Raw genomic sequence first — 25,803 nt, forward strand, 5'->3', positions numbered from 1 at the left:
ATTAATCACTTCCTTCAATTTGTAGGTTCACAAACGCTTTGGCGTACCGGAAAACCCGGTCCCGCTCTGGTTCATTAAAGATTTCGTGATAAAGTCCTTCCCATTCTTTATAGTTTTTTTCTTTTACTCCGAGGGAATTAAACCATGTCTCAGAAGCAAATTTATCTACAATCAAATCGTCCCCTGCCTGCATCATTAGAACTGGTATATCTGGAAATTTGTCAATTCCGGTAAAAGCCAGGTTCATGGATTGGACAAGCTCTCGGTACCAACGAACAGAAACTTTAGTTATATATAAAGCATCTCCAGAAGCAACCTTTCTTACTTCTTCATTTCTTGTTGCTTTATCAATTGTCAGACCTGTTTCAAATTTTATTTTCGGCAAAATAAAATTCAGCCCTTTTGAGAGAACATCCAATCCTTTTGTAGGATGGTGAAGCAGCTTCAAGCATGGAGAAGACAAAATAACTCCCTCTACCAACAATGGACTTTTTTCCTGAAGGGTTCTAATTACGGCAAGTCCACCCATACTATGTCCAAAAATAAAGACAGGCGGCTTTAGAAGATAGGCCTCTTTGATCCATTTTTCCACTTCTTCTATATATTCATCAAAGTTATCAATATGTCCTCTTCTACGAGTGGAAAGTCCTTGCCCTGGCAAATCCCCCATGATGACACTAAATCCATTTTTCTTCCACTGATCCATCAACCACGTATACCTGCCATGATGCTCTTGTGCGCCATGGACAATCACAATGGTACCTTTTGGATTTTCCGCCTCCCATTTCCACATTTCCTAACACTCCCTTAAAAATATATTGCTTTCTGATATAATAAAATATATCCATTATCTCTTACAAGCTGGAGGAACTCAATGTATAAAATATACCCATATCTTGAAAAAACACCACAAATTGATGAAACTGTTTATCTAGCAGACTTCTCCGTAGTCACCGGTGATGTAACGATAGGTAAAGAGAGCAGCATCTGGTTTCATACTGTCATTCGCGGGGATGTTGCACCAACCATCATTGGTGACCGAGTGAATATCCAAGATCAATCTCTGCTTCACCAAAGTCCTAACAACCCCATGATTATTGAAGATGATGTCACAGTTGGACATCAATGTACCTTACATAGTGCGATTGTTCGAAAAAACGCCTTGATTGGCATGGGATCGATCATTTTAGATGGTGCCGAAATCGGAGAAGGAGCGTTTATTGGAGCGGGAAGCCTCGTTCCTCCCGGGAAAAAAATCCCTGCTAACTCTCTAGCCTTTGGCCGCCCTGCTAAAGTGGTAAGGGAACTAACAGAGGAAGATAAGTTAGATATGGCCAGAATAAGAAGAGAGTACGTCGAAAAAGGGCAATTTTATAAATCAGTCCAAAAATAAAATTCCACCACACACCACCTTATTCACAGGTGGTGTGTTTTATTTTTAATAGTTTGTAAATTTTTACTGATAAAACAAATTATTTTTTACACGGACTTAGCACTTCCTAAATATTTGCCTTTTACAATAGGAAGTAGAATTTAATCTAGCTATAAAGGAGTCCTAAACATGGCCAAATTACTAGCTAATTTCTACGAATTGGAATGTCATCTGTTTCGAAGTGTGAACAAGCACTTTGAAAGAAAATATGTAAACATGTTTTTCCGAAACATTACCCATGTAGGAGGCGCAACGTCTACAATTAGTATTCTTGTGCTACTCATTCTCTTTAGTACTTACTCGCTCAAGCTTACTGCTATCGCTGCAGGTATATCCTTGGCGCTAAGTCACATTCCAGTAGCCATTGCCAAAAAGCTTTATCCAAGGAGACGTCCGTACCTTGCACTCCAAGAAATAAAAGTTGCTGCCAATCCGTTAAAGGATCACTCTTTTCCATCAGGTCATACAACGGCTATTTTTTCAAGCATCATTCCGTTCATCCTTTTCATGCCGGCTCTGACGCTGTTCTTCCTTCCACTTGCCATTTGCGTTGGAGTTTCAAGAATATACCTTGGTCTTCATTATCCATCAGATGTGGCTGTTGGCATGATACTCGGCAGTAGTGTCGGGGTTCTATCTTATCATCTTGTTCACCTATTCGGATAAAAATATTGGAGGGATACGATGAAAATTGCTATTTTTACAGACACATTTACCCCTGAAGTAAACGGAGTCGCAAAAACCTTAAAAAGATTTACTACCTATCTGGATAGTAAAGGCATTGAATACCGAGTGTTTGCTCCAGAAAGCCCTAGTAAGGATTTATTTTCAAGTCAGGTCCACCGATTTGCTAGTTTACCGTTTTTCTTATACCCAGAATGTCGACTTGCTATACCAAACATGCTCTCTGTCAAAACAGAGCTACTGAAATTTCAACCTGATCTCATCCATGTTGCCACCCCCTTTAATATCGGACTTTGCGGATTACACTATGCAAAAAAACTCAACATTCCGGTAGTGGGTTCCTATCATACCGATTTTGACAAATACCTCGACTACTATGACCTTCCATTTCTCACGAAGGTATTATGGAGCTATATGCGCTGGTTTCATCGACCACTTCGGAAGATTTTTGTTCCATCTACCTCTACACAGGATCACCTTAGAAAACATGGCTTTACCAATACTTCTATCTGGCCAAGAGGAGTGGACTGCTCCATTTTTCAACCTACCCATTCATCCAATCATTTGAAAAACAAATATCATATTAAGGAAAAATATGTGCTCTCCTATGTTGGTAGGCTTGCACCTGAAAAGGACATTGCACTTTTGCCTGAAATTCAAGCAGCACTACCTGCCTCCATTCGTCATGATGTTCACTGGCTACTCGTTGGGGACGGTCCATTAAAACAGGAGCTTCACAAAAAAGCTCCTCCGAACATCACTTTTGCAGGCTTTCAATCTGGGGATGGCCTTTCAGAAATTTATGCGGGTTCGGACCTATTCGTTTTCCCTTCAGCTACCGAAACCTTTGGAAATGTGGTGCTAGAATCTTTAGCATCAGGTACCCCGGTAGTCGGTGCAGATGCTGGGGGAGTAAGAACAATCATTCAACAAGGAGTAACAGGGCATCTTTGTAAACCAAAAGACGTATCATCCTTTGCCGCTGCCATTCATAGTCTTCTAAGTGATCATGAAAAACGTGATCAAATGAGTATTGCCGGTAGACAGTATGCTTTAGAGCAATCCTGGGACGCAATTTTTGAAAAGTTATTGAAGGACTACGAATCAGCACTGATGGAAGAAAAACTTCAAGGTCTTGCCTAAGGTATACCTACAAATTTTTAAAAATTTGCAACTTACAAAGAAAGCATTATATAATAGAAGCATCTTACATGTTCGAAAGGAGGGAAAAAAGATGTTACTATCTGTTCGTGCTTGCACACAATACATGGCATACCTGCATATTTGTCGTGCGCAAATTCATGATTCAGCTGCTAACGGGACGGGTCTGTCCATTTTTAAGCAGCTGAATAGGAATAACAGATAGTAAGAGATCTTTCACCCCTCTAAGCATATAAACCATGGGAAAGAAGTCTTCTTCTTACTCATGGTTTTTTTGTGCTTTTATTATAAATAAAGGAGAACATGAAAATGATGATTTGTACGTTAAATAATATATCGAAAAGCTTTGCAGGGAGCCTTGTTTTTGACAATATTTCTCTAGAGATACATGAACATGAGCGCATTGGATTGGTAGGCAGAAACGGTAGTGGCAAAACGACCATCTTTCAACTAATTAGTGGATTCGAAGCCCCTGATAAAGGAGCCATTCACATAAAAAAAGGCACCAAAATTGGATACCTGGCACAAATTCCTTCCTTTCCTTCTAATACAACTGGTGAGGAGGTATTACGCTCTGCATTTGCAGAAACGGTAGAGCTTCAATCAAAGCTCCGTGCCTTGGAAGAACAAATGACGATGGTAACAGAAGAATACCAGTTGAATAAAATCATGCAGGAGTATGGTATTTTACAAGATCGCTTTGGGTTTTTAGGTGGATACGAAATGGAAGCGACCATCTCACGGATAGCAAATGGCCTTAAAATAACCGATCTTCTCCCTCAACCTTTTTCCACGTTAAGTGGCGGAGAACAGACAAAAATCTGTCTCGGTTATATTCTGCTCCAAAATCCTGATGTGTTGCTATTAGATGAGCCAACCAATCACCTGGACATCTTTGCTGTGGAATGGTTGGAGCAATATCTGAAAGAATACCCTGGTACGGTAGTGACCATCTCCCATGATCGATATTTTCTTGACGAAGTTGCCACAAAGATATTGGATTTAGACGATGGTGAAGTACATGTATATCACACAAACTACTCTGGTTTTGTTAAGGAAAAAGAAGAACGTTTACTACTGGAGTTTGCCGCCTATCAAGAACAACAGAAAAAAATCAAAAAGATGAAAGAAGCGATTAAAAGATTAAAAGAATGGGCCAATCAAAGCAACCCGCCAAACGCCGCCATGCACCGTCGTGCCAAAAGCATGGAAAAGGCATTAGATAGGATAGAAAAGCTTAAGCGCCCTACACTGGAAAAGAAAACAATGGGACTTCAGTTTGATGGAGGCGATCGTAGCGGCAAGGACGTGGTTGTTCTAGAAAGAGTGGGGAAATCATTTGGCAATAAAAGGCTGTTTCAAGAAATTAATCTTGCCATTTATTTTCAAGAAAGAGCGGCAATAATTGGGCAAAACGGCTCTGGAAAATCCACGCTTCTAAAAATAATGCTCGGTGACCTTCCCTCAGACAGTGGTCATGTTCAACTTGGTAGCAACGTGAAAATTGGTTATCTGTCTCAGCATGTGTATGAAGATAACCCTAATCAAACGCTAATCGAGGCATTTAGGGAAGACATTTCTATCACACTAGAACAAGCAAGACATGTGCTGGCCAAATTTTTGTTTTATGGAAGTGCTGTATTTAAAAAGGTAGAAAATTTGAGTGGTGGGGAAAAAATGAGACTTCGACTGGCACAACTGATGCATCAAGACATAAACCTGTTGATATTAGATGAACCCACCAACCATCTGGATATCGATTCAAGGGAAGTACTTGAAGATGCTTTGGAGGACTTTGATGGTACCATCCTTGCTGTTTCTCATGACAGGTATTTTTTAAATAAATTCTTCGAAAAAACATGCTGGCTAGAGGAAGGTAAGCTAACTATCTACGAAGGAAATTATCAGTATGCGAAGCAAAAACGGGAGGAAAAACTCTCCCTTATAGTGACTGAGCGACAAGAACGTAAAAAGAAAATCAGTGTTTCTCCAAAACGAAAAATAACTCCAGAGCCTTCATTAGAATGCTTGGAGCAACAATTAGAGAAGATAGAACATGACATTCTGCTAATTGAGGAAAAGATGAGTGTGGAACAGGATTTAGAAACTCTGCAGCATTTACAGCAAGAGCTGGAATCTATGGTAGCTCAGCAGGAACAAATTTATCAAAAGCTTGAAGAAGTAATATAGAAAGGCTCTTTTCTAGAAGATTGTTGTTTTTCCTTCTTTATTCGAAGAAATATTGCCACATGTTTAAATCTCCCTCCACGAAAAGAGCACGATAGCAACGTTGATTACGGATGTCATATCTATACGCAACAGCAACAAAATTTACGAATACATCCTATAGAAAAAACCCCGCCAACACAGCGGGGTTTTTTCTATATTATGCGTTTGCTTGCTCTTTCAGTGTGTCAGCTTTGTCTGTTTGCTCCCAAGGAAGGTCAAGATCGTTACGGCCAAAATGTCCGTAAGCAGCTGTTTGCTTGTAGATAGGACGACGAAGGTCTAGCATTTTGATGATTCCAGCTGGACGAAGGTCGAAGTTATTACGTACAAGCTCCACTAGCTTCTCTTCAGAAACTTTGCCAGTTCCAAATGTATCAACGGCAATGGAAACTGGTTGTGCTACACCAATTGCGTATGCTAATTGAACTTCACATTTGTCAGCTAATCCGCTTGCTACAATGTTTTTCGCTACATAACGAGCAGCGTAAGCACCAGAGCGGTCCACTTTTGTTGCATCCTTACCAGAGAATGCTCCCCCACCGTGACGAGCATATCCACCGTACGTATCAACGATGATTTTACGTCCTGTTAAACCAGCGTCCCCTTGAGGTCCACCAATTACGAAACGGCCAGTTGGGTTAATGAAGTATTTTGTGTTCTCATCAATTAACTCAGCAGGTACGACAGGCTTAATCACGTACTCTTTAATGTTGCGTTGAATACGGTCTAGAGAAACCTCTGGGTGGTGTTGCGTAGAAATAACGATGGTGTCGATGCGAACAGGCTTATCGTTTTCATCATACTCTACCGTTACTTGCGTTTTTCCATCAGGACGTAAGTAAGGAAGAACATCATCTTTTCTTACTTCTGTTAAACGACGAGATAGCTTGTGAGCAAGAGAGATTGGAAGCGGCATTAATTCTTTTGTTTCATTGCACGCAAATCCGAACATTAAACCTTGGTCACCAGCACCGATTGCTTCGATTTCCGCATCAGTCATTTGGCCTTCACGCGCTTCTAACGCTTGGTCAACACCCATTGCGATATCTGCAGATTGCTCATCAATGGAAGTTAAAACTGCACAAGTTTCTGCATCAAAACCATATTTTGCACGCGTGTAACCAATACCTTGAATGGTTTCACGTACGATTTTTGGGATATCTACATAAGTAGAAGTTGTAATTTCTCCAGCAACTAATACCAATCCTGTTGTGACAGATGTTTCACACGCCACACGTGCGTTTGGATCATTTGTCAGGATAGCATCTAGAATAGAATCAGAAATTTGGTCACAAATTTTATCCGGATGTCCTTCCGTTACGGACTCAGAAGTAAATAAACGACGTTGCTTAGTCATTAAAAAAAGTTCCTCCTTTTGTAGATGAAAAGCAGCTTACCCCTCTTCACGTACAATTGTTATAGTTGATACGGATCTCAGTTCCTATGTGATGTACGTTGTTAGCTTGTGTAAAAATAGAAAAAACCTTCCCACAAAATTTGAGGAAAGGTTTAAGTTCGAGAATCAGCCTTTCACTCTTATCGGTCAAGGTCTGTGCCTTGCTCAGGTTTAGCACCTTTTCTCAAGCGACCATACTTGGTCTAAAAATCATAGCGGCGTGCTATTTCGCGCTCGCTCATCCTTTGAGCAGGTTGCTGGGTTTCATAGGGCCTGCCCCTCCACCAGCTCGGAATAAGAGTATCCGTTCAAGGTTTTATATTATCGTAGGAAAACCTTCTATGTCAACAAAAAAGACAAAGAATTCGACAAGGAATTACAGGAAAAAAATACATGCCTTCCATTAGTGTTTCTTTAGATTCGCCAACACTATGAAAACATGTTACTCTGCTTGTAGAACAAATGAAATAAAGCGGTTACATTACCGTTGAATAAGCCTTTTTTTCACAAAATGTTAACGATTTACGATTTATTTTCATAAAATAACCTAATTAGTATGGACTATTAAGTTAAATGTGTTATACTTTTTAACAGATAAGAAAAACAACTAATTTAATATATAAATTGAAGGAGAGTTATCCATGATGAAAACGGTTGGTATCGATAATGGGTTGACAAAATTAGTTTACGGAAGCAATGTTCAGGTACAGCTGTCTGTTCCTCAATTAGTGGAGAAAGTCTTAAGCCGAAACGAAGGCAGCTTAACATCAACTGGTGCTGTCGTGGCAACGACTGGCAAATACACGGGTCGCTCCCCTAAAGATAAGTTTATTGTGGAAGAAGCAATCAGTAAAGAAAAAATTGACTGGGGTAGTGTAAATACTCCTATTTCTGAAGAAGTTTTTGACGCTTTATATCATAAAGTACTTTCATACTTAGAACAAAAGGATGAAATTTTTGTCTTCAAAGGCTTCGCTGGTGCAGATGAGAAGTATCAATTACCAATCCAAGTTATCAATGAATTTGCATGGCACAACCTTTTCGCACAACAATTGTTCATTCGTCCAGATGAAGAACAGCTGGCAAAACATGAAACCGCATTCAGCGTCATTTCTGCCCCAAATTTTAAAGCAGACCCAGCTGTAGATGGTACTAACTCTGAAGCTTTCATTATCATTTCCTTCAGCAAGCGTATTGTCCTGATCGGTGGTACAGAGTATGCAGGAGAAATGAAAAAGTCCATTTTCTCTGTAATGAACTACTTACTACCTGAAAACGGCATCATGCCAATGCACTGTTCTGCAAATGTTGGTCGTGAAGGTGATGTCGCCCTATTCTTCGGTTTATCCGGTACTGGTAAAACAACCTTATCCGCTGACCCTAACCGTAAGCTTATTGGAGACGATGAGCACGGATGGTCAAACACTGGTGTGTTTAATATCGAGGGTGGCTGCTATGCAAAATGCATCGGGTTAACTCGTGAAAAAGAACCACAAATTTTCGATGCCATCCGCTTTGGATCTGTTTTAGAAAATGTGGTCATTGACGGTCAATCTCGTCTCGCTGATTATGATAACTCTACCTTAACTGAAAATACACGTGCTGCGTACTCCCTTGATGCGATGACAAACATTGTTCAACCAAGTATCGCAGGACACCCAACTACTATCGTATTCTTAACTGCTGATGCGACAGGCGTACTGCCTCCAATCAGCAAACTTTCTAAAGAACAAGCAATGTTCCACTTCTTAAGTGGATATACAAGTAAGCTAGCAGGAACAGAGCGTGGCATTACGTCTCCACAAGCAACCTTCTCAACCTGCTTTGGCTCTCCATTCCTTCCGCTACCAGCAACAACCTATGCGGAAATGCTTGGTCAAAAAATTGACGAGCACAACGTACAAGTATATCTAGTAAACACTGGTTGGACTGGTGGAGGCTATGGAGTTGGAAGCCGCATGAAGCTTTCTTACACAAGATCTATGGTGCAAGCAGCTCTAGAAGGAGACCTTACGAATGCGGAAGTAGCACAAGACCCATACTTTGGTGTGAGTGTCCCAATGCACGTTCCTGGTGTACCTGATGAAGTGTTACAGCCTATGAAAACATGGCATGATGAAGCAAAATATGACACTGCTGCTCGTGAGCTAGCTGGAAAGTTCAAAAACAACTTCAAAAAGTTTGAGAACGTTCCAGGTGAAGTGCTTGAGCTTGGTGGACCCACTGTATAATAGAATTTTTTAGTCGAGTCACCGGTAGATTCCGGTGACTTTTTTTATTGGGAGGACTCCGTTTTGAGGGCTGGGGTGGAGGGGCGAAGTTTGCCGACAAGAATCGAACGGCTGATAAAGCACTCGTTTTGGCTGATAAATGGGAATTCCCGCTGATAACCGCAACGTTTTGGCTGATAAATGGGAATTTCCGCTGATAATCGCAACGTTTGGGCTGATAAATGTGATTTCCCGCTGATAACCGCATCCATTCCGCTGATGAATTTCCGACGTTCCAATCTCACGATCACTTCCCACCTTCCCTATCGTCCTTTCATCCACTCCGTTAACTCCCTCACAATCCGCCTGTTCTCTTTTGGCGGAAAGTAATGCGTAAACTCCTCAAAGTACCAAGCTTCCACTTCTTTTCCATGCTCCTTTGCACAACGCTCCAAACGGTACGAATGCTCTACCGAAACATTCGTATCCTTCACACCATGAATCAGCAGGATCGGAGCCATCAGCTTGTCAAGCTCAAAAAGTGGCGTTCTCCACTCATATCGCTCAGGATACTTATTCGGTGTTCCCCCTATCACCCGCTTCATCATTCTGCGTAGGTCCACTCGCTCCTCATAGGTAAGGAACATATCGGAAACGCCTCCCCACGAGACAACAGAACACGTTTCAGGAAATTCAATTCCGGTCATTAGTGCCATCACCCCACCGCGTGAAAAGCCGAACACATGAATGCGACCGGCCCGCACCTTTTCATGCTCCTTCAACAACTGAAATGCAGAAAACGCATCCGTCCTATCATCTCCTGCGAAATCTTCATTCCCTTCTCCCCCTTGATTGCCACGATAAAATGGTGCCATCACCACAAAACCTTCAGAGGCAAATTGAACGATGCGGCCAACCCGCACCTGACCAACGCTTTTAATGCCTCCTCTTAAATATAGGAAACCATCATACTTCCCTTCTGCTTTAGGCTCAGCCATCAATCCTTTCACCCTTAAACCCTCACTATAGTAAGTCACCATAAATACATTGATAGTAGGACTCGGTGAAGGAAAAGCCTTCTTTTCGATAATCATTCCGTCCTGCAAAATATTCCCCCCTTTTCACGCACTAGGCAATCACACATATTCAGCCCAAATCATACGCTAATCTATAAAAACATACAAAGCTTTTGCGTAAATTTAGAGGAGGTTGAATATGAAAGGCATAAAAATCACGTTAACTTTACTTTTAACTTTTGTTGTCATCACCGCACTTGTTGCTTGCGGAGGCAAAAAAGAAACGATTCGGATTGCAGAGGTAACCCGGTCTATTTTTTATGCTCCCCAATATGTTGCCATTGAAAAAGGTTTTTTTGAAGAAGAAGGTTTAGAGATTGAATTAACGACCACTTGGGGCGGAGATAAAACGATGACGACGCTCCTAGCAGATGGTGCGGATATTGCATTAGTGGGCTCAGAAACCTCCATATATGTTTATGCGCAAGGCTCTAATGACCCAATCATTAACTTTGCCCAGTTAACACAAACAGATGGAACCTTCTTAGTTGCCAGAGAAAATTTGACAGATTTCAAATGGGAGGACCTAAAAGGCAGCACCTTCCTTGGACAGCGTAAAGGCGGCATGCCGCAAATGGCCGGGGAGTTTGTTCTAAAAAAACAGGGCATTGATCCACAAAATGATTTGGATTTAATTCAAAACATAGACTTTGCAAACATTGCAAGTGCCTTTGCTTCCGGCACAGGGGAGTTCGTCCAGTTATTCGAACCTCAAGCTAGTATTTTTGAAGCAGAAGGCATCGGCTACATTGTTGCTTCCTTTGGAGAGGAATCTGGCCACATCCCTTACACTACCTTCATGGCAAAAGACAGCTTTATGAAAGAAAACCCTGAAGCTGTGGAGAAGTTTACACGTGCGCTTTATAAAGCCCAGCTATGGGTGGAAAATAATCCAGCCTCTGAAACTGCAAAGGTAATCCTGCCATATTTTGAAGACACTTCTGTCGAACTAATTGAAACAGTAGTGGACCGTTATAAGAGTCAAGGGTCCTATGCTACTGATCCAATTCTTGACAAGGAAGAATGGGAGAATCTACAAGATATTATGGATACAGCTGGTGAGCTTCCACAATATGTGGAATATGAAACACTGGTTAATACCTCCATTGCAGAAGGGGTTATGGAAGAATAGGATGATGAACGATGAGTTTATTATCAATAAGAAATATTGAACATGTTTATTTTACACCCGAGAGAGCCACGAAGGTTCTTGAGGACATTAGCTTGACTGTAGAGGAAGGAGAATTCATCTCCTTTCTCGGCCCTAGTGGCTGTGGAAAAACCACCCTGTTGTCCATTATTGCAGGATTATTAAATCCTACGGTCGGCTCTGTTTTTCTAAGAGAAAAGCCTTCCAAGGATTGTGTGTCTGAGATCGGTTATATGCTTCAGCAGGACTATCTATTTCCATGGAAGACGATTGAAGAGAATGTATTAATCGGGTTAAAGATTACAGAAAAACTTAATCCTGACAAAAGAAAAAAGACATTGAATCTTCTAAATGAAATGGGGTTACCTGAAGTAGAAAAACTGTATCCATCACAGCTATCTGGAGGAATGAGGCAGCGGGTAGCGCTTGTCCGTACACTTGCCACGGAGCCTCAACTTTTGCTATTGGATGAACCATTTTCTGCTTTAGATTATCAAACGAAGCTAAAGCTTGAAGACCTAGTGTTCACTACATTAAAAGCTTTTCAAAAAACAGCATTGCTTGTTACCCATGATATCGGGGAAGCCATTGCGATGAGCGACAGGATTATTCTATTAAAGGCAAATCCAGGGCGAATTGCAAAAACCTTCGTTGTACCCGAAGAAATACGGAATACCGTACCTTTTGAGGCAAGGCAGCATGAAGCGTACTCCTCCTTGTTCCAAAAAATCTGGAAGGAGTTGGAGCAGCTTGAACAACAAAGCCAACCTTGAACAATTGCATCATGGCTACCTGAAACAAAGAAAGAAAACGTCCTATAAGGTGCGTCTTTATCAGTTGATTATTTTTCTTACGTTTTTTTCTTTTTGGGAGCTTGCGGGAAAATACAGCTGGATTAATCCATTATTGTTTAGCTACCCAAGCAGGATTTGGAACCTCTTTCTTGCAAAAATTCAAGATGGGACACTTTTATCCAATATAAGTATCACCCTAACGGAAACGGTCTTTGGGTTTATTTTAGGAACGCTTGCAGGAACCATACTCGCAGCGATCCTTTGGTGGTCACCGATGACCTCAAGAGTCCTAGAGCCCTACCTCGTAATTTTAAATGCGATGCCAAAAGTAGCACTTGGCCCAATTCTAATTGTCGCGATTGGTCCGAATATGGGTTCCATCATCACCATGGGAGCGATTATCTCTGTTATTATTACAACAATTGTGGTGTACACTGCTTTTAAGGAAGTCGATGATAACTATTTGAAAGTACTGCGAACATTCGGCGCTTCTAGAAAACAGCTGTTTCAGCAGGTCGTCCTGCCCGCCTCCTATCCTACCATCATATCGACCTTGAAGGTAAATGTTGGCCTTGCTTGGGTTGGGGTAATTGTTGGGGAATTTTTAGTAAGTTCCAAGGGGCTTGGGTACATGATTATTTACGGTTTTCAGGTCTTTAATTTCACCTTGGTACTTCTTAGCCTCTTAATCATTGCCGTTTTTGCCACCATTATGTATCAACTAGTTGAATTTTTAGAGAAAAAGCTTGTAAAGCATCATTAAAAAAGGAGCCTCTTTTCGTTAAGAGCTCCTTCTTACTTTTTCCAGGCAATAGGTTAGCACATCATCTTTCATAATAAAACTAAATCTATTGTCTTTTTGAATATTTTCCGGCAAATGCTTAATGAGGACGGGGCCATTTGTTTCATAATATGTACTTTGCTTATCCAGCCTGTCAATCTTGGCAAAATAAACATTTTTTATAATGACCTTTTCTCTGCCTTCAACCTTGTACTGTCCTATGTATTGCATCTTTGAGATGTGTCCACCTGTTTCTTCCTTCACTTCTCTTATTGCACCTTGCTCTGCGGTTTCCCCAGGCTCTACCTTACCGCCCGGAAATTCCAGTCCTCTGTTTTTGTGACTCGTTAATAGCCATTGGTCCTGATATCGGCAAATAACCCAAACATGTTTGGGTGTTTTGGAAAAAGGATGATCATCAAAGGATAACATTACTCGATTGTGATAAATATCGTCAAACTCATACATACTATCGAAACTCCAATTTTCTTTATTTCTATATCATCTTATCATAAGGCAATCGAAAATGTGAGAATAAAACACCTTATTTAGACCATCCAACCTATAATAATTTTCAACTCCAGCCTATTTTCAAGCAACAAGCCTTTAGAAAAGAGCTTCACTCAATAATATCATCCATCAGTCCTTGTGTTCGAATATGGTTCTTTGTCTCCTCGTCACCTAACTCATAAATCATCTTAAACGCCAGTTGCAGCCCATTATCATAGGCATCATTTGATCTGTCAAGATGATACTGAAGATACGGTATATGCGCTCTCCAGAAGCCTTGCCAATCAGAGGAATAATTTTGGTCAAAAATTTCCCTCAGCTTCGTAATTTCTTCATCTGTTGCTTGAATCTGATAGTCCCAAGACGCTGCCGTTTTATTTTGCGAAATGGCACCATCAGCAATAGATATGTAATATGTTTTTCGCTCCATTTTTCCCACCCTTTCAGACTAACTGTCCTTATTTTCACTCAAAATTCACGCTTTATTCTTTACATAAAGCTCTATTTTAAAGATCGTTGCTGTGAACCTGGAAAAAGTCGGCTTTAGGACTCTTCCAATCATTAAGCGAAAGATAAATTGCCTCAAGTTTAAAGCTACCTTCACGAAAAAAGCACGACAGCAATGTTAAATACGTGTTGCTTAACGAAAACAAACAGCTTTACATAATAAAAGACTGAAGTTAGAATCTCTCCTTTTCTCCAGTCGCCCATTACGAATCTGTTTTCTTTTTTATCGCTTCTATTACTTTTTTTAGCACATTAGGAATCGGGACACCTAGTTTAGCTGCATTTTCCATAATAGAAATGAACTCATTTACTAAATAAAATAAAATAGTTACATCCTTGATGAGGTTTGTTCCCATAATGGTGTCTAAAACATGAGCAATGCTTACAAGAGCAAAAATAAAAACCTTCTTTGCTATTCCTCGAAACCCTACTCTACTAGAGAGTTTTTTCTCTAGATAAGCTGCCATGATTCCTGTAATATAATCCACTACTACAAAAACCACTAAAAACATGAAAATTTTACTAAATCCACCGAACATAAGAGATGTAATAGAACCAATAAATGATACCAGACTAAAGTACAATAAATGATACTTGTCCATGATGCTTCTACCCCCAAAATTACGCAGTATTTATCTATACATCTATTTTATGAGGGATTCTAGCAGAAGGTTACGAGTTTTTAGCCTGTTTTACAAGAATTACTAGAAAGAAAAAACATGCCGAGCGGCTTTCGCCACTGGCATGTTTTGTTTACTTTCCTAAGAATGCATGTAGCATCCAGCTATGTTTTTCTACACTTTGATGAATGGCAAGCAGCATATCACCTGTCGTTTCATCACCTGACTGATCGGCAATTTCCATGCCTGCCTTTAATTCTTCGTTTAAGGTAGCAAAATCATCTGCGATGGATTGTACCATCTGTTCAGCCGTTTCTTTCCCTTCTGCCTCTTTTATCGAAGAGATTTCAAGAATTTCCTTCATCGTTCCAACCGGTGTTCCTTCTATGGCCAAAAGCCTTTCTGCCAATTCGTCAATATGCGTGGCAGCTTCACCGTATAGCTGTTCAAACTTTTCATGCAAAGTAAAGAATTCTGGTCCTTTTACAAACCAATGATAGTTATGTAATTTGATGAAAAGAACGCTCCAATTTGCTACCTGCTTATTTACCACTTCTGTTAATTGATTAGACATCTTGGTCTTTCCCTCCTTGATATCAAAAGCCTACTTATAATTTTTACCCCCATTAGCGTACCCATAAACATAAGACTTATCCTTAGTGATAAAATAAGAAAAGTGAGGAGTTAAAGGAGGTATTTCATGCCATGATTAAAATATTGATTGTTTGTATCATTATTGTGTTTGTTATTCTATTTTTGACACTTCTATCAACCAATAAAGCTTACAAATATGAACACAAGGTGGATCCACTGGAACCGAAGCATGAAAAAGATGAACAAAAAGATAACGAAAAATAACACAAGACCCATTGGCTTTTTCCATGCTCAATGGGTCTTGTGCTAGCTTTTAGTAATATTCATAAATGTATGGTGAGTCTGGCTGCTCTACTTTTTCTACCGTGTCTACTTGAACATATGGCAACGTAAAATTGTTGTAATTGGTAGAGGTCAAGGTCCCGCTTACTTTTACCCAGTCATCATTCTTCAGCTCTTGTGCACCAGGCATATTAGATAATGTACCATACACGCTTGCGTCTGCCACACAGCAGGAGAGACCGAATCTCGCCACAACAAATTGATCTTTTGTAAAATCACTTTCTCGGTAAACAAACCCAAGTATTTCAATTCGTTTTCCAACAAACTCTTTCACATTCATGTCAATGATATTCATCATTGGGATATAGCGGTCATCATCCACCACAATCGTATCCATCTCTAGCATTTCAGCTTTAAGCTCCTCATAATACCCTTCCGGTGGAGCCTGTACCTCAAACCCTTCCGGATGCTCAAGCGGGGCATCTGCTAGCTTTTCATCAATGCCTTCTTTAGCTTCCTCTGGATTTTCCATATAGGAATCAGGATCATCAAGATACGCTTCGGCCCTTGAAGTATCAGAAGCATCTGAAGTGGAGGACTCTTCCTTTTCGCCCGATCCATCAAATGCACCTGCTTGTTGTTGTTTCTCTACAACCTGCTTTGAGCTTGTAAACCCACGTTTTTCAATGATGGAGCTGTCTAATACATTATCATAAAACATAAACCCTGTGACAACAGGTAGCACAAACATAGAATAGATTAATATGGATTGTATTGGCGTGGAGGACTCGCCATGATCAAAGCCACAATTACACACAAGCTCCTCCTTATTTTTCGAACCGCTTCGCCAAATCTGCACTATTCCAAGAATAAATAGCGTTGCAGCAGCAAAATACATAAACGGCATCATACGTGGCGCAATGAAGTTTGTGATATTCCCAGTGGCTAAAAGTTTAAAAAATAGCAAAGTAAACCCTAAAAGAATGATTCCTCGTAGATAAATATGGAAACCATAATCTCTTGTTTTTTCCATCGGTTTTCATTCCTTCCTTACAGCACAAGCTGCTGGAAAATTAGTATGCTGGCATAAACAACTATGGTCACAACCGCCATAAAGACAAGTACAAATTTCGTTTTAAAGTAAGCAAACAACATAAAGGTATTTTTCAAATCAAGCATAGGCCCATATATTAAAAATGCTAAAAGAGATCCCGTTGTAAACGTGGAACCAAAGGATGCGGCCACAAAGGCATCAGCCTCTGAGCAGAGAGAAAGCACGTAACCAAACGCCATCATCACAGCAGGCGATAAGACTTCATTTTGTCCAAGCGCCGTTAAGATGCTTCGGTCAAGGAAGGTTTGAAACAAACTGGCAATAAACGCACCAGCAATTAAAAATTTCCCCATATCAAAAAACTCGTCGCTGGCGTGATAGAAAGTCGCTTTCCATTTATTTTGTTGCAAAGCAGGCTGCTCGAGCTCAGGGTCCTGTTTTCCTAGCAACTCATTTTTCGTCCAACGAAGCTGATTTTTGTTATCAAACAATAACAGCATCAATAAACCTATGATAATACAAAGAACAAATGCGAGACCAAATCTTCCATACAAGATAGTCGGATCGCCATTGAATGCATAAAAAGTCGATGCCACAACAACTGGGTTAAGTATTGGAGCACCTACTAATAGAACAACTCCAACATGCAACGGCATGCCTTTTTTGATAAGTCTTCTCACAACAGGTATGATTGCACACTCACATATCGGAAAAATTGCTCCAAGGATGGCAGCCGGAATAATCGCTGCAAAAGCATTTTTAGGTAGAAATTTTTTAATGGTTTCCTCAGATACAAAGGTTTGAATAAGTGCAGATGCGAAAACACCAAGTAATATAAATGGAACAGCTTCAATAACGATGCTGAGAAAAATTGTATTTACATTTAGCCATGAGCCAGGAATATCTAGATTGATCTCTTTGAAGTCAATAAAAAAGAACAAATATAAGAATACTCCTATTAACACAAGGCCGATTAGATCCTTAAAAAGACTGCTTGTCCTCATTCTATTTCTCCTATTCCTTAATCTATTTTGTATTATATCATATGAAACTAGCAAATTATTTTAGCTATTACTAGAAATATATGCCGTCTTATTGAGAAAATGATAAGTTTTGGTGAAGTTGGTGGATGAGGATGCTGATTGGGGGATGATTTTCGTAGGCGATGGGGGCAGTATTATGATGCGAAGGCTGTTTTTCAGTTGAATTTGTGGTAGTATTTTTATTTACTGTCCAGTCTCGACGATATATTGTCCACCTTCCGTTTTTATTGTCCTCTCTCCATAATATTTTGTCCACTTTCCGTTTTTATTGTCCACTCTCCATGATAATTTGTCCACTTTCCGTTTTTATTGTCCACTCTCCATGATAATTTGTCCACTTTCCGTTTTTATTGTCCACTCTCCATGATAATTTGTCCGCTTTTTCTTATTATTGTCCATTTGAACGCATATAAAGGCCATTCGACACCAAGCGGCAAAATTTGCATCTCCCCTTGCCTATTTCCCTATACGCAAAAAAATGGTCACCATCTACAACAATGGTGACCACCTAAAAAACTTACCCAAATACTTTCTTCAAATCCTCTTTATCCTGTTCCAACCAGAAACGCATTAAACGCTTTGCACCCTCTAAGTCATGTAACTTAGCCTGGCCGCATTGCTTTTCGTTTGCCGCTGGAATCTCTTCAATTTGAACAGCGTCGTTTAATGTGTCTTCCATAAGGTCCACAATCTCATCTACTGTCGGCTCGCCGCTCACCACGAGATAGTATCCTGTTTGACAACCCATTGGAGAAATGTCGATAATATCAAAGTGGCTATACTTTTCCGCATGTGTACGAATGTTAAATGCCAATAAATGCTCTAGAGTATGAATCGCATCTGGCTTCATTGCCTGTTTATTAGGCTGGCAAAAACGGATATCATATTTATTAACAACACCATCTGTTCCGACCTTGTGGACTCCACAATGACGAACGTAAGGGGCTTTTACTGCATCATGATCTAATTCAAAACTTTCAACTGAAGGCATAATTGCACTCTCCCTTTTTCAAAGTTATTTACATTATAACACAATTTTAATTCCAATTAAATTTATCTGATTTATATGTTTTATTACTATGCTCTTTTCCAAAAGATTGTTGCTATTAACAAGGAAAAAGTCGGTTTTAAGACTTTTTCCAGTCATCATTTGAAGAAAAATTTCTACATATTTTAAACTTCCTCGACGAAAAGAGCACGACAGCAACATTGATTACGGGTGTCTTACCTATACGCAGTAGTAACAAATTATGCGAAAACAGCTTATTATTAACTTACTTGAGGTGAAAAAATTTGAAACATGTCTTTTTAGCAATAATAAAATTTTATCGAAAATTCATATCACCGCTGACTCCTCCAACCTGCCGTTTCTATCCAACATGTTCCCAGTATGGTCTTGAAGCGATAAGCAGATTTGGCGCCCTCAAAGGTGGCTGGTTGACACTCCGAAGAATCACAAAATGCCACCCGTTTCATCCAGGTGGCATCGATCATGTTCCAGAGAAAAAAGATTAATTTTCGTAACCATTCACAACTAAGTCTAATTTCCCTGTATGTGGGTCAATGACAAGCCCATGTACAGGTACTCCTTTTGGCATGAGGGGATGGTTTGCAACCATGTCCACACTTTGGCGCACGCTTTCCTCCACGCTGTCAAACCCCTTTAAAAATCCATTTACATCTATTCCTGCATACTTTAAATCTTCAATAGTGTCACTTGTGACGCCTCTTGCTTCCATTTTTTCACGCATGCCTTCTGGGTTGATTTTCCCCATTCCGCAATCATGGTGACCTACAACCAACACTTCATCTGCCTTCAATTCAAACACAGCGACAAGGATGCTTCTCATAATACTTCCAAATGGATGAGAAACGATTGCTCCAGCATTTTTGACAATCTTCATGTCGCCATGCTTTAGATTCATCGCTTTTGGTAATAGATCCATTAATCTGGTGTCCATACAAGATAAAACAACTAGTTTCTTATCTGGGAATTTCGTGGTTTGGTATTGTTTATACTCTTCCTTATCAACAAACTCCAAATTATGATCCAAAATTTGTTCCAGTAGTCTCATCATAAAACCTCTTTCTCCATTAAAAGATTATTATCCACTCTTCCAATATGACAAAGTTTCATTAAAATAACAATAATTTTAGTGTTGTTTTCTATTGTATACTTTAGTAGTATTATTTTATAAATCGTAAAGATTACGTTTTAAAAAGAAAGGATGTTTATGAATTTGACTACTAAAATACCTGTTACCGTGTTAAGCGGATATCTAGGAGCCGGGAAGACTACTCTTTTAAATCATATTCTTGCTAATAGAGAAGGGTTGAAAGTTGCCGTTATTGTAAATGATATGAGCGAAATCAATATAGATGCAGCGCTGGTTCAGCAAGGTGGTTTTACCAGAACAGAAGAAAAGCTAGTAGAAATGCAGAACGGTTGTATTTGCTGTACGTTGAGAGAGGATTTAATGAAAGAAGTCGAGCGCCTCGTTGACGAAGGCAATATTGATTACATTGTTATTGAATCCTCGGGAATAAGTGAGCCTATTCCAGTTGCACAAACCTTTACATACCTAGACGAAGAGTTGAATATTGACCTTTCAAGCAAATGCAGACTTGATGCGATGATTACCGTAGTAGATGGATATCGTTTTTATGGTGATTATCAGTCTGGAGAAAGTTTGCTTGATCGAAAACAAGGTACAGATGAACACGACACTCGGGAAGTTTCTGACCTGTTAATGGATCAAATTGAATTTGCTGATATTCTTTTATTGAACAAAACAGATCTACTAGAGCCACAATATGTTGCAGACTTTCAAGCATTATTACGAAAGATTAACCCAGAAGCGATGATCATCCCAACTACAAATAGTGAGGTTAGCTTGGATGCTATTCTCAATACGAACAGGTTTGATTTTGAAAAAGCGAGTCAAGCCGCTGGATGGATAAAGGAGCTGAACGAAGAGCACACACCTGAGACTGAAGAATATGGGATTTCCTCCTTTGTGTACCGCCGTCAAAGGCCCTTCCACCCAGAACGCTTCATGAAATGGATGAATAATTGGCCGGAAGAAATTGTTCGCGCAAAAGGGTTTTTCTGGTTGGCTTCCCGTAACAACATGGCCGGCCTCCTTTCTCAGGCTGGTGCCTCTATTATGCTTCAAGGCGCTGGAGAATGGGTTGCTAGCTATAGTGAACAAGAAAAACAACAAACATTAAAAGAAGAACCAGAGCTTCTTCAGAAATGGCATCCTACCTTTGGTGATAGAATGACAGAGCTAGTCTTTATCGGTATTGACATGGAACAAAAACTTATTGAACGGTCTCTAGATACATGCCTGCTCACAGAAAAAGAAATGTTAGAAGATTGGTCGGAGTTCCATGATCCAATACCACCCTTTGTAAACGAATAAAGAAACAATTTTACAATAATTTAATTTCCTGTTCTCAAATCGTAACAATTACGATATAATTACCTAGGATAAAAAATGAAAGGAGACAACAATGAAAACAAAATCTATTTTTGTCATCACGATGCTTACGGTTTTCACTTTTTTAATCGGTTGTAATTCGGACAATTTAGCATCGGACGGCAGTGAAAAATTGACAATATATACGACTATTTTCCCATTGGAGGATTTTACTAAAAAGATTGGCGGCGACCATGTTGAAGTACAATCTGTTTTTCCTCCCGGTGCGGATGCACATACCTTTGAACCATCTACGAAAACGATGAGCGAAATGGCTGCAGCAGATGCCTTTATATACAGTGGTGTCGGTGCAGAAGGATTTGCTGATAAAGCAAAGGATGTTTTAGAAAAAGAAAATGTACTAATTGTGGCAGCTGGACAAGGGATTGAATTGCATAGTGGTGAAGAGCATACCGAGCACGCTGATGAGGCGCATGAAGACGAACATGACCATGAGCATGCTGATGAGGCGCATGAAGACGAACATGATCACGAGCACGGTGATGAGACGCATGAAGACGAACATGATCACGAGCATGCCGATGAGGCGCATGAAGACGAACATGATCACGAGCATGCCGATGAGGCACATGAAGACGAACATGACCACGAGCATGCTGATGAAGAGGAACATGACAGTCATGAAGGACATAACCACTCTGATGGTGACCCGCATGTATGGATTGACCCAGTACTCTCCATTAGCCTAGCTGAAAACATTAAAAATGCTCTTACTGAACTTAAGCCTGAAGCAAAAGAGGATTTCGAGGCTAACTTCAAAACACTTAAAACTGACCTAGAAGAATTAGATAAAGAATATAAAGAAACATTAGAATCAGCAGCAACGAATAAAATTCTTGTTTCCCATGCAGCATACGGATATTGGGAAAGCCGCTATGGTCTTGAGCAAATTAGTGTGACTGGTCTCTCCCCTTCTCAAGAGCCATCGCAAAAACAGTTAGCAGAGATTATCGAAACTGCTAAAGAAAACGAGATGAAATATGTCATTTTTGATCAAAACATTACTGGCAAAGTGGCCAATGTTGTTAAAAATGAAATTGGAGCGGAAGCACTAATTCTTCACAACTTAGAGGCAATAACAGATGAAGACGTGGAAAACAAAGAGGATTATTTCAGCTTGATGAGGAAAAATCTTGATACGTTGAAAAAAGCATTAAATTAAGTAAAAAGGCAGTCCAATGGCGGACTGCCTTTTATTATAATCTTATTCCTTTTTTGTTAACGATTCCCTAAGCTTTTCTACCTTTATTTCGTCAATTTCTTTCCCTATTAAAATAAGGGCTGGTTCTTGTTTACATGAGTCTTCCTTCACTTTATTCAACATTAAGGTGGCAGCCGCATATTGAAGCTCATACAATCCTGGTGTCTCATCCAGCCGTACAAGCCCTTTTGTTCTAACTACTTGCTTAGAAAGCTTTTTCAATTCTTTTTCTAGTGAAATTCTGTTTATTGCATTTGGAATGTGTATTTTTACTGCTTCGATATGGTGGTGATGATGATGATGATGGTGGTGCCCTTGATCATCATGATTTCTATTGGATCCCACTTCCACCACATGCATTCTCTTTTCGAGTAAAATATCTAGTGGCACTTCTCCATGGCTTGTCCGGTAAACAGGGACATGATTCTCCAGCTGATCAGCGAGCTTCATTTCTACCTTAATGAGCTCTTTTTCGGAAACAAGGTCCATTTTATTTAGGATCAATAAATGGGCAGAGGTTACCTGCTCTTTTAAAAGTCCTCTAATTTCTTTAGAGCTATTGAAAAAGCTCTGATATTCAAGATAGTGACTTGCATCCACTAGGCTTATCATGGAGTGAAGTTCAAAATGTTCCATGTATGCTGGTGTTAAGAGCACCTCTTTAATTTCGAGTGGGTTAGCGACACCTGTTCCTTCAATGATTAATACATCGATTTGCTGGCCAATAAATTGATCTAATGTAGATTTCAAATCCTCTTGAATGGTGCAACAGATACACCCATTTAAGAGTTCTACAACTCTTTCGCCTTGAAACAGATGATCCTCCACATTGGCATCGCCAAGCTCGTTCAAAATAATTCCAGGTTTCAATCCTTGTTGTTTAAAATGTGCAAGCATATGTAAAAGGACCGTTGTTTTCCCACTTCCTAAAAACCCGCTGATTACATAAACAGGTACCATGTTCTTCATTTTTTCACTCCTCTTCACTCTGCTGTATTTCTTATACCCATTATAACGTTATTTTAATAGAACTGTTGAAAACAGCATAAATCGTAATTGTTACGTTTTAATTATATTATGGAGAATCTTCGTTTTCAAGAAATTCACCATTCATGCATATTTGGTGGAAAAAAGTGGACTATATACATATATATTCTAGCTTGAAAGGACGTTGGAGCATGGATGATGTTGTAATCGCAAGGTCTTTATTCGGAACAACAATGGGCTTTCATATCATTTTTGCCACTTTAGGTGTTGGTATTCCACTAATGATATTGATCGCTGAATTGATGTATCAAAAGACCAATAATAAAGAATATGCCATCATGGCGAAAAGATGGACGAAAGCGAAGGCTGTATTGTTAGGAGTTGCCATTCCAACCGGTACGATTGCTGGTGTCCAGCTCTCCCTTTTATGGCCTGGCTTTATGGAAGTGATCGGGAAAGTAATGGCCCTTCCCTTTCAAATTGAAATTTATGCCTTCTTCATAGAAGCTTTGTTTATTTCAATCTATGTTTATGCCGCTGACAGGATATCACCATGGATGCGAATTTTAAGTGTAACGCTTGTTACCATTGGAGCTGCAGCGTCGGCTGTTTTAATTACAAACGTTCACGCATTTGAAGGTACACCTGCTGGTTTTCGAATAGAAAATGGGCAAATAGTGGACGTAGACCCTTGGGCTGCCTTTTTTAATCCAAGCTTTGTCGTAACAGCAGGACATGTGGCAGTATCTGCTTTTATGACTGGAGCTTTTGTCATTGCATCTGTTGCAGCATTTAAAATGCTAAGAAATAAACATGACAAACGAGTGTATCAGTTTCACCGTAAAGCATTAATCATGGGACTGGTTGTAGGTGGGATTTTTTCATTCATGACTGCTATTAATGGGCATGAATCCGCACAGCAGCTTCATCAATATCAGCCAGAAAAGCTTGCTGCAGCTGAAGGGTTATTTGAAACACAATCTCATGCACCGCTGGCTGTAGGAGGTTTTACAGACCGAGAAACTAAGGAAGTTAAATGGGGCATTGAAATACCTTGGGCGTTAAGCTTTTTGGCAGATGACCGATTTGATACCGTGGTCGTTGGATTGAATGATTTTCCTGAAGAATATTGGCCACCTCTGTTTGTCCACACTCTGTTTAATGCCATGGTGGGAATTGGTTCATTTTTGATTATGCTCAGTTTAGTCGGCTTTTTTTGGAGTAAACTTTTAAAAAGACCCACCTTTCCTAAATGGATGATGTGGCTTTTTATTGCAGCTGGACCAATGGCGATGATGGCCATTGAGTTTGGGTGGATATTTGCTTGCACAGGTCGTCAACCCTGGGTTATATACCGGGTTATGCTTACAGAGGATGCTGTAACAGGGAATCAAAATCTTGCAGCACTGTTTATTGCCTTTGCGGCTATTTACGTGCTGTTAGGAGTAGCGGTGGTTCTTGTTCTGCGATATTACTTTAAACGCCATCCTATTGAAGATGAACTAAATGAAGTAGATCCTCCATCAGGTGGAGTACATGTCTAAGGGAGGTTTTCTCATATGACGGATGTGATATTAGCAATTACGGTGCTTTGGGGCTTTATTTTTATCTATGCAGTAATGGCAACGATGGATTTTGGGGCTGGTTTTTGGTCTATGCTCTATATAAAAAATGACAAAACAAATGCCACCAATATTGCCAACCGCTATCTTTCTCCAACATGGGAGGTAACCAACGTATTTATCGTGGCGGTGGTGGTGGCGATTTATAGCTTTTTTCCTAGCGCCGCTTATGCGCTTGGTACCATTTTGTTAATACCAGGAAGCATCATTTTGCTACTACTTGCTGTAAGAAGTGGTTTTCTTGTATTTTCCCATATCGTGGAGGACTATGAAAAACCGTTAACGTATATTTCTGGAGTAACTGGCTTTTTAATTCCAGCGATATTAATCCTTGTTTTACCGATAACACACGGCGGTTTTGTGGATAAAATCAATGGTGTGGAAACTCTAATGCTTGGCAGACTGTTGAGCAGTCCGCATGCGCTATCCTTTATTCTTTTTGCAGTCAGTAGCACGCTCTTTCTTTCCTCTTTATTGCTTGCTGATTTTTCAAAGGTCGCAAAGGATCGGCATGCCTATGATATTTATCGAAGAGATGCGCTAATACTAGGACCTGTATCCTTACTTGGCGCCCTTTTAATTATGGTTACGATGAGATATGAAGCAAGCTGGTTGTTTAACGGCATGATGGATTATCTTGTTTGGTTAATTATTTCTGCAGGAATGTTCGTTGTCACGGGCATTGCTTTAGTACTGCCTGGAAAAAACGGGTGGGCTGGATGGCCTCGCCTCGGCGTGATTTCTGCCTTTATTCAATATGCACTAGCAAGCTATGCGTATGGCAGAGCCCACCTACCTTATATCATTTATCCTAATGTTACAATTCAGAATGGATTTACAGACCCCGCTTCCTTTCGAGCACTTTTTGTGTCCTATATTGTGGGGTTTGTCATTCTTTTCCCAGGCTTTATCTATTTTTGGCGACTCTTTATGAAGGATGAACGGTATATCAAAAACGAGCAATAGA

General features: G+C 40.0%; 28 protein-coding genes and 1 riboswitch. Of the genes, 15 read left to right on the forward strand and 13 right to left on the reverse strand.

Annotation, left to right across the window (positions count from 1 at the left end):
• Position 1 precedes the first annotated feature (1 nt).
• On the reverse strand, positions 2-793 hold the full coding sequence (locus FIU87_RS16155) for an alpha/beta hydrolase (RefSeq protein ID WP_152445534.1): 792 nt from the start codon (positions 791-793) through the stop codon (positions 2-4).
• 81 nt (positions 794-874) lie between these two features.
• On the opposite strand from FIU87_RS16155, the gene FIU87_RS16160 reads away from it, so the two are divergent.
• From FIU87_RS16160 to abc-f, 5 genes are all read left to right on the forward strand, one after another.
• Positions 875-1,393, forward strand: coding sequence for a gamma carbonic anhydrase (locus FIU87_RS16160; RefSeq protein WP_152445535.1), 519 nt, complete (start codon positions 875-877; stop codon positions 1,391-1,393).
• Positions 1,394-1,561: 168 nt separating this feature from the next.
• Positions 1,562-2,098, forward strand: a complete 537-nt coding sequence (locus tag FIU87_RS16165) for a phosphatase PAP2 family protein (RefSeq protein WP_152445536.1) — start codon at positions 1,562-1,564, stop codon at positions 2,096-2,098.
• Between the two features lie 18 nt (positions 2,099-2,116).
• Positions 2,117-3,259, forward strand: coding sequence for a glycosyltransferase family 4 protein (locus FIU87_RS16170; RefSeq protein WP_152445537.1), 1,143 nt, complete (start codon positions 2,117-2,119; stop codon positions 3,257-3,259).
• Positions 3,260-3,350: 91 nt separating this feature from the next.
• Positions 3,351-3,482, forward strand: a complete 132-nt coding sequence (locus FIU87_RS21600; RefSeq protein WP_301538634.1) for an RAxF-45 family protein — start codon at positions 3,351-3,353, stop codon at positions 3,480-3,482.
• 104 nt (positions 3,483-3,586) lie between these two features.
• Positions 3,587-5,467, forward strand: coding sequence for a ribosomal protection-like ABC-F family protein (abc-f, locus tag FIU87_RS16175; protein ID WP_152445538.1), 1,881 nt, complete (start codon positions 3,587-3,589; stop codon positions 5,465-5,467).
• Between the two features lie 196 nt (positions 5,468-5,663).
• On the opposite strand, the gene metK is transcribed toward abc-f, so the two are convergent.
• Positions 5,664-6,863, reverse strand: coding sequence for a methionine adenosyltransferase (metK, locus tag FIU87_RS16180; RefSeq protein ID WP_152445539.1), 1,200 nt, complete (start codon positions 6,861-6,863; stop codon positions 5,664-5,666).
• Positions 6,864-7,039: 176 nt separating this feature from the next.
• Positions 7,040-7,203: riboswitch (SAM riboswitch) on the reverse strand.
• A 343-nt stretch (positions 7,204-7,546) separates the two neighbouring features.
• Here metK and pckA point away from each other — a divergent pair.
• Positions 7,547-9,133: a phosphoenolpyruvate carboxykinase (ATP) gene (gene pckA / locus FIU87_RS16185; protein WP_152446621.1), complete on the forward strand. Its 1,587-nt coding sequence runs from the start codon at positions 7,547-7,549 to the stop codon at positions 9,131-9,133.
• Positions 9,134-9,177: 44 nt separating this feature from the next.
• Here the strand turns inward: pckA and FIU87_RS16190 are convergent, their stop codons facing one another.
• Together FIU87_RS16190 and FIU87_RS16195 are read right to left on the reverse strand one after the other, a co-directional pair.
• Positions 9,178-9,417, reverse strand: a complete 240-nt coding sequence (locus tag FIU87_RS16190; protein WP_152445540.1) for a hypothetical protein — start codon at positions 9,415-9,417, stop codon at positions 9,178-9,180.
• An 18-nt stretch (positions 9,418-9,435) separates the two neighbouring features.
• The gene (locus tag FIU87_RS16195; protein WP_152446622.1) at positions 9,436-10,206 is read right to left on the reverse strand and encodes an alpha/beta hydrolase family protein; all 771 of its coding nucleotides are present in this window, start codon (positions 10,204-10,206) and stop codon (positions 9,436-9,438) included.
• A 121-nt stretch (positions 10,207-10,327) separates the two neighbouring features.
• Here FIU87_RS16195 and FIU87_RS16200 point away from each other — a divergent pair, with 121 nt between their 5' ends.
• From FIU87_RS16200 to FIU87_RS16210, 3 genes are read left to right on the forward strand one after another with little or no spacing between them, the layout of a single operon-like run.
• Positions 10,328-11,320 carry an ABC transporter substrate-binding protein gene (locus FIU87_RS16200; RefSeq protein ID WP_152445541.1) on the forward strand — a complete coding sequence of 331 codons (993 nt, stop codon included), beginning with the start codon at positions 10,328-10,330 and terminating at the stop codon, positions 11,318-11,320.
• Positions 11,321-11,331: 11 nt separating this feature from the next.
• Complete coding sequence (locus FIU87_RS16205; protein ID WP_152445542.1) at positions 11,332-12,111, forward strand: ABC transporter ATP-binding protein; 780 nt, start codon at positions 11,332-11,334, stop codon at positions 12,109-12,111.
• Entirely contained in the window at positions 12,089-12,895 is an 807-nt protein-coding gene (locus FIU87_RS16210; protein WP_152445543.1) for an ABC transporter permease, read from the forward strand. The genes FIU87_RS16205 and FIU87_RS16210 overlap by 23 nt, the downstream gene beginning before the upstream one ends.
• Positions 12,896-12,913: 18 nt before the next feature.
• Here the strand turns inward: FIU87_RS16210 and ytkD are convergent, their stop codons facing one another.
• The 4 genes from ytkD to FIU87_RS16230 all read right to left on the reverse strand — a co-directional run bounded on the left by ytkD (position 12,914) and on the right by FIU87_RS16230 (position 15,124).
• Positions 12,914-13,381, reverse strand: coding sequence for an RNA deprotection pyrophosphohydrolase (ytkD, locus tag FIU87_RS16215; RefSeq protein ID WP_152445544.1), 468 nt, complete (start codon positions 13,379-13,381; stop codon positions 12,914-12,916).
• Between the two features lie 151 nt (positions 13,382-13,532).
• A complete protein-coding gene (locus FIU87_RS16220) occupies positions 13,533-13,853 on the reverse strand; it encodes a hydrolase (RefSeq protein WP_172971084.1) in 321 nt (106 codons plus the stop codon).
• Between the two features lie 280 nt (positions 13,854-14,133).
• On the reverse strand, positions 14,134-14,532 hold the full coding sequence (locus FIU87_RS16225; RefSeq protein ID WP_152445546.1) for a phage holin family protein: 399 nt from the start codon (positions 14,530-14,532) through the stop codon (positions 14,134-14,136).
• A gap of 151 nt (positions 14,533-14,683) precedes the next feature.
• Positions 14,684-15,124, reverse strand: coding sequence for a Dps family protein (locus FIU87_RS16230; protein ID WP_152445547.1), 441 nt, complete (start codon positions 15,122-15,124; stop codon positions 14,684-14,686).
• Positions 15,125-15,255: 131 nt separating this feature from the next.
• Between FIU87_RS16230 and ytzI the strand changes: the two genes are divergently transcribed.
• Positions 15,256-15,408, forward strand: coding sequence for a YtzI protein (ytzI, locus tag FIU87_RS16235; RefSeq protein ID WP_152445548.1), 153 nt, complete (start codon positions 15,256-15,258; stop codon positions 15,406-15,408).
• A 49-nt stretch (positions 15,409-15,457) separates the two neighbouring features.
• On the opposite strand, the gene FIU87_RS16240 is transcribed toward ytzI, so the two are convergent.
• The 3 genes from FIU87_RS16240 to FIU87_RS16250 form a co-directional block, all read right to left on the reverse strand.
• On the reverse strand, positions 15,458-16,459 hold the full coding sequence (locus FIU87_RS16240; protein WP_152445549.1) for a TIGR03943 family putative permease subunit: 1,002 nt from the start codon (positions 16,457-16,459) through the stop codon (positions 15,458-15,460).
• A gap of 17 nt (positions 16,460-16,476) precedes the next feature.
• Positions 16,477-17,484: a permease gene (locus FIU87_RS16245; protein WP_152445550.1), complete on the reverse strand. Its 1,008-nt coding sequence runs from the start codon at positions 17,482-17,484 to the stop codon at positions 16,477-16,479.
• A gap of 556 nt (positions 17,485-18,040) precedes the next feature.
• Positions 18,041-18,514 carry an S-ribosylhomocysteine lyase gene (locus tag FIU87_RS16250; protein WP_152445551.1) on the reverse strand — a complete coding sequence of 158 codons (474 nt, stop codon included), beginning with the start codon at positions 18,512-18,514 and terminating at the stop codon, positions 18,041-18,043.
• Between the two features lie 302 nt (positions 18,515-18,816).
• On the opposite strand from FIU87_RS16250, the gene yidD reads away from it, so the two are divergent.
• Entirely contained in the window at positions 18,817-19,038 is a 222-nt protein-coding gene (gene yidD / locus FIU87_RS16255) for a membrane protein insertion efficiency factor YidD (RefSeq protein WP_152445552.1), read from the forward strand.
• Here the strand turns inward: yidD and FIU87_RS16260 are convergent.
• The gene (locus FIU87_RS16260) at positions 19,035-19,598 is read right to left on the reverse strand and encodes a beta-class carbonic anhydrase (protein WP_152446623.1); all 564 of its coding nucleotides are present in this window, start codon (positions 19,596-19,598) and stop codon (positions 19,035-19,037) included. The genes yidD and FIU87_RS16260 overlap by 4 nt on opposite strands.
• A 159-nt stretch (positions 19,599-19,757) precedes the next feature.
• On the opposite strand from FIU87_RS16260, the gene FIU87_RS16265 reads away from it, so the two are divergent.
• Complete coding sequence (locus FIU87_RS16265; RefSeq protein ID WP_152445553.1) at positions 19,758-20,948, forward strand: GTP-binding protein; 1,191 nt, start codon at positions 19,758-19,760, stop codon at positions 20,946-20,948.
• Between the two features lie 91 nt (positions 20,949-21,039).
• Positions 21,040-22,188, forward strand: coding sequence for a metal ABC transporter solute-binding protein, Zn/Mn family (locus tag FIU87_RS16270; RefSeq protein WP_152445554.1), 1,149 nt, complete (start codon positions 21,040-21,042; stop codon positions 22,186-22,188).
• A 42-nt stretch (positions 22,189-22,230) separates the two neighbouring features.
• Here FIU87_RS16270 and FIU87_RS16275 read toward each other — a convergent pair whose 3' ends face one another.
• Positions 22,231-23,196 carry a CobW family GTP-binding protein gene (locus FIU87_RS16275; protein ID WP_152445555.1) on the reverse strand — a complete coding sequence of 322 codons (966 nt, stop codon included), beginning with the start codon at positions 23,194-23,196 and terminating at the stop codon, positions 22,231-22,233.
• Between the two features lie 209 nt (positions 23,197-23,405).
• Here FIU87_RS16275 and FIU87_RS16280 point away from each other — a divergent pair, with 209 nt between their 5' ends.
• Complete coding sequence (locus tag FIU87_RS16280; RefSeq protein WP_152446624.1) at positions 23,406-24,758, forward strand: cytochrome ubiquinol oxidase subunit I; 1,353 nt, start codon at positions 23,406-23,408, stop codon at positions 24,756-24,758.
• A 15-nt stretch (positions 24,759-24,773) separates the two neighbouring features.
• Positions 24,774-25,802, forward strand: a complete 1,029-nt coding sequence (locus tag FIU87_RS16285) for a cytochrome d ubiquinol oxidase subunit II (protein ID WP_152445556.1) — start codon at positions 24,774-24,776, stop codon at positions 25,800-25,802.
• The last annotated feature ends 1 nt before the right edge of the window (position 25,803 follow it).

This window comes from Bacillus sp. THAF10, from assembly GCF_009363695.1.
Lineage (GTDB): Bacteria > Bacillota > Bacilli > Bacillales > Bacillaceae_I > Sutcliffiella_A.

Coding starts and splice junctions, on each gene's coding strand:
- FIU87_RS16155 (WP_152445534.1), bottom strand. CDS start 793: ATGTGGAAATGGGAGGCGGAAAATCCAAAAGGTACCATTGTGATTGTC.
- FIU87_RS16160 (WP_152445535.1), top strand. CDS start 875: ATGTATAAAATATACCCATATCTTGAAAAAACACCACAAATTGATGAA.
- FIU87_RS16165 (WP_152445536.1), top strand. CDS start 1,562: ATGGCCAAATTACTAGCTAATTTCTACGAATTGGAATGTCATCTGTTT.
- FIU87_RS16170 (WP_152445537.1), top strand. CDS start 2,117: ATGAAAATTGCTATTTTTACAGACACATTTACCCCTGAAGTAAACGGA.
- FIU87_RS21600 (WP_301538634.1), top strand. CDS start 3,351: ATGTTACTATCTGTTCGTGCTTGCACACAATACATGGCATACCTGCAT.
- abc-f (WP_152445538.1), top strand. CDS start 3,587: ATGATGATTTGTACGTTAAATAATATATCGAAAAGCTTTGCAGGGAGC.
- metK (WP_152445539.1), bottom strand. CDS start 6,863: ATGACTAAGCAACGTCGTTTATTTACTTCTGAGTCCGTAACGGAAGGA.
- pckA (WP_152446621.1), top strand. CDS start 7,547: ATGAAAACGGTTGGTATCGATAATGGGTTGACAAAATTAGTTTACGGA.
- FIU87_RS16195 (WP_152446622.1), bottom strand. CDS start 10,206: ATGATTATCGAAAAGAAGGCTTTTCCTTCACCGAGTCCTACTATCAAT.
- FIU87_RS16200 (WP_152445541.1), top strand. CDS start 10,328: ATGAAAGGCATAAAAATCACGTTAACTTTACTTTTAACTTTTGTTGTC.
- FIU87_RS16205 (WP_152445542.1), top strand. CDS start 11,332: ATGAGTTTATTATCAATAAGAAATATTGAACATGTTTATTTTACACCC.
- ytkD (WP_152445544.1), bottom strand. CDS start 13,381: ATGTATGAGTTTGACGATATTTATCACAATCGAGTAATGTTATCCTTT.
- FIU87_RS16220 (WP_172971084.1), bottom strand. CDS start 13,853: ATGGAGCGAAAAACATATTACATATCTATTGCTGATGGTGCCATTTCG.
- FIU87_RS16225 (WP_152445546.1), bottom strand. CDS start 14,532: ATGGACAAGTATCATTTATTGTACTTTAGTCTGGTATCATTTATTGGT.
- FIU87_RS16230 (WP_152445547.1), bottom strand. CDS start 15,124: ATGTCTAATCAATTAACAGAAGTGGTAAATAAGCAGGTAGCAAATTGG.
- ytzI (WP_152445548.1), top strand. CDS start 15,256: ATGATTAAAATATTGATTGTTTGTATCATTATTGTGTTTGTTATTCTA.
- FIU87_RS16240 (WP_152445549.1), bottom strand. CDS start 16,459: ATGGAAAAAACAAGAGATTATGGTTTCCATATTTATCTACGAGGAATC.
- FIU87_RS16245 (WP_152445550.1), bottom strand. CDS start 17,484: ATGAGGACAAGCAGTCTTTTTAAGGATCTAATCGGCCTTGTGTTAATA.
- FIU87_RS16250 (WP_152445551.1), bottom strand. CDS start 18,514: ATGCCTTCAGTTGAAAGTTTTGAATTAGATCATGATGCAGTAAAAGCC.
- FIU87_RS16260 (WP_152446623.1), bottom strand. CDS start 19,598: ATGAGACTACTGGAACAAATTTTGGATCATAATTTGGAGTTTGTTGAT.
- FIU87_RS16265 (WP_152445553.1), top strand. CDS start 19,758: ATGAATTTGACTACTAAAATACCTGTTACCGTGTTAAGCGGATATCTA.
- FIU87_RS16270 (WP_152445554.1), top strand. CDS start 21,040: ATGAAAACAAAATCTATTTTTGTCATCACGATGCTTACGGTTTTCACT.
- FIU87_RS16275 (WP_152445555.1), bottom strand. CDS start 23,196: ATGAAGAACATGGTACCTGTTTATGTAATCAGCGGGTTTTTAGGAAGT.
- FIU87_RS16280 (WP_152446624.1), top strand. CDS start 23,406: ATGGATGATGTTGTAATCGCAAGGTCTTTATTCGGAACAACAATGGGC.
- FIU87_RS16285 (WP_152445556.1), top strand. CDS start 24,774: ATGACGGATGTGATATTAGCAATTACGGTGCTTTGGGGCTTTATTTTT.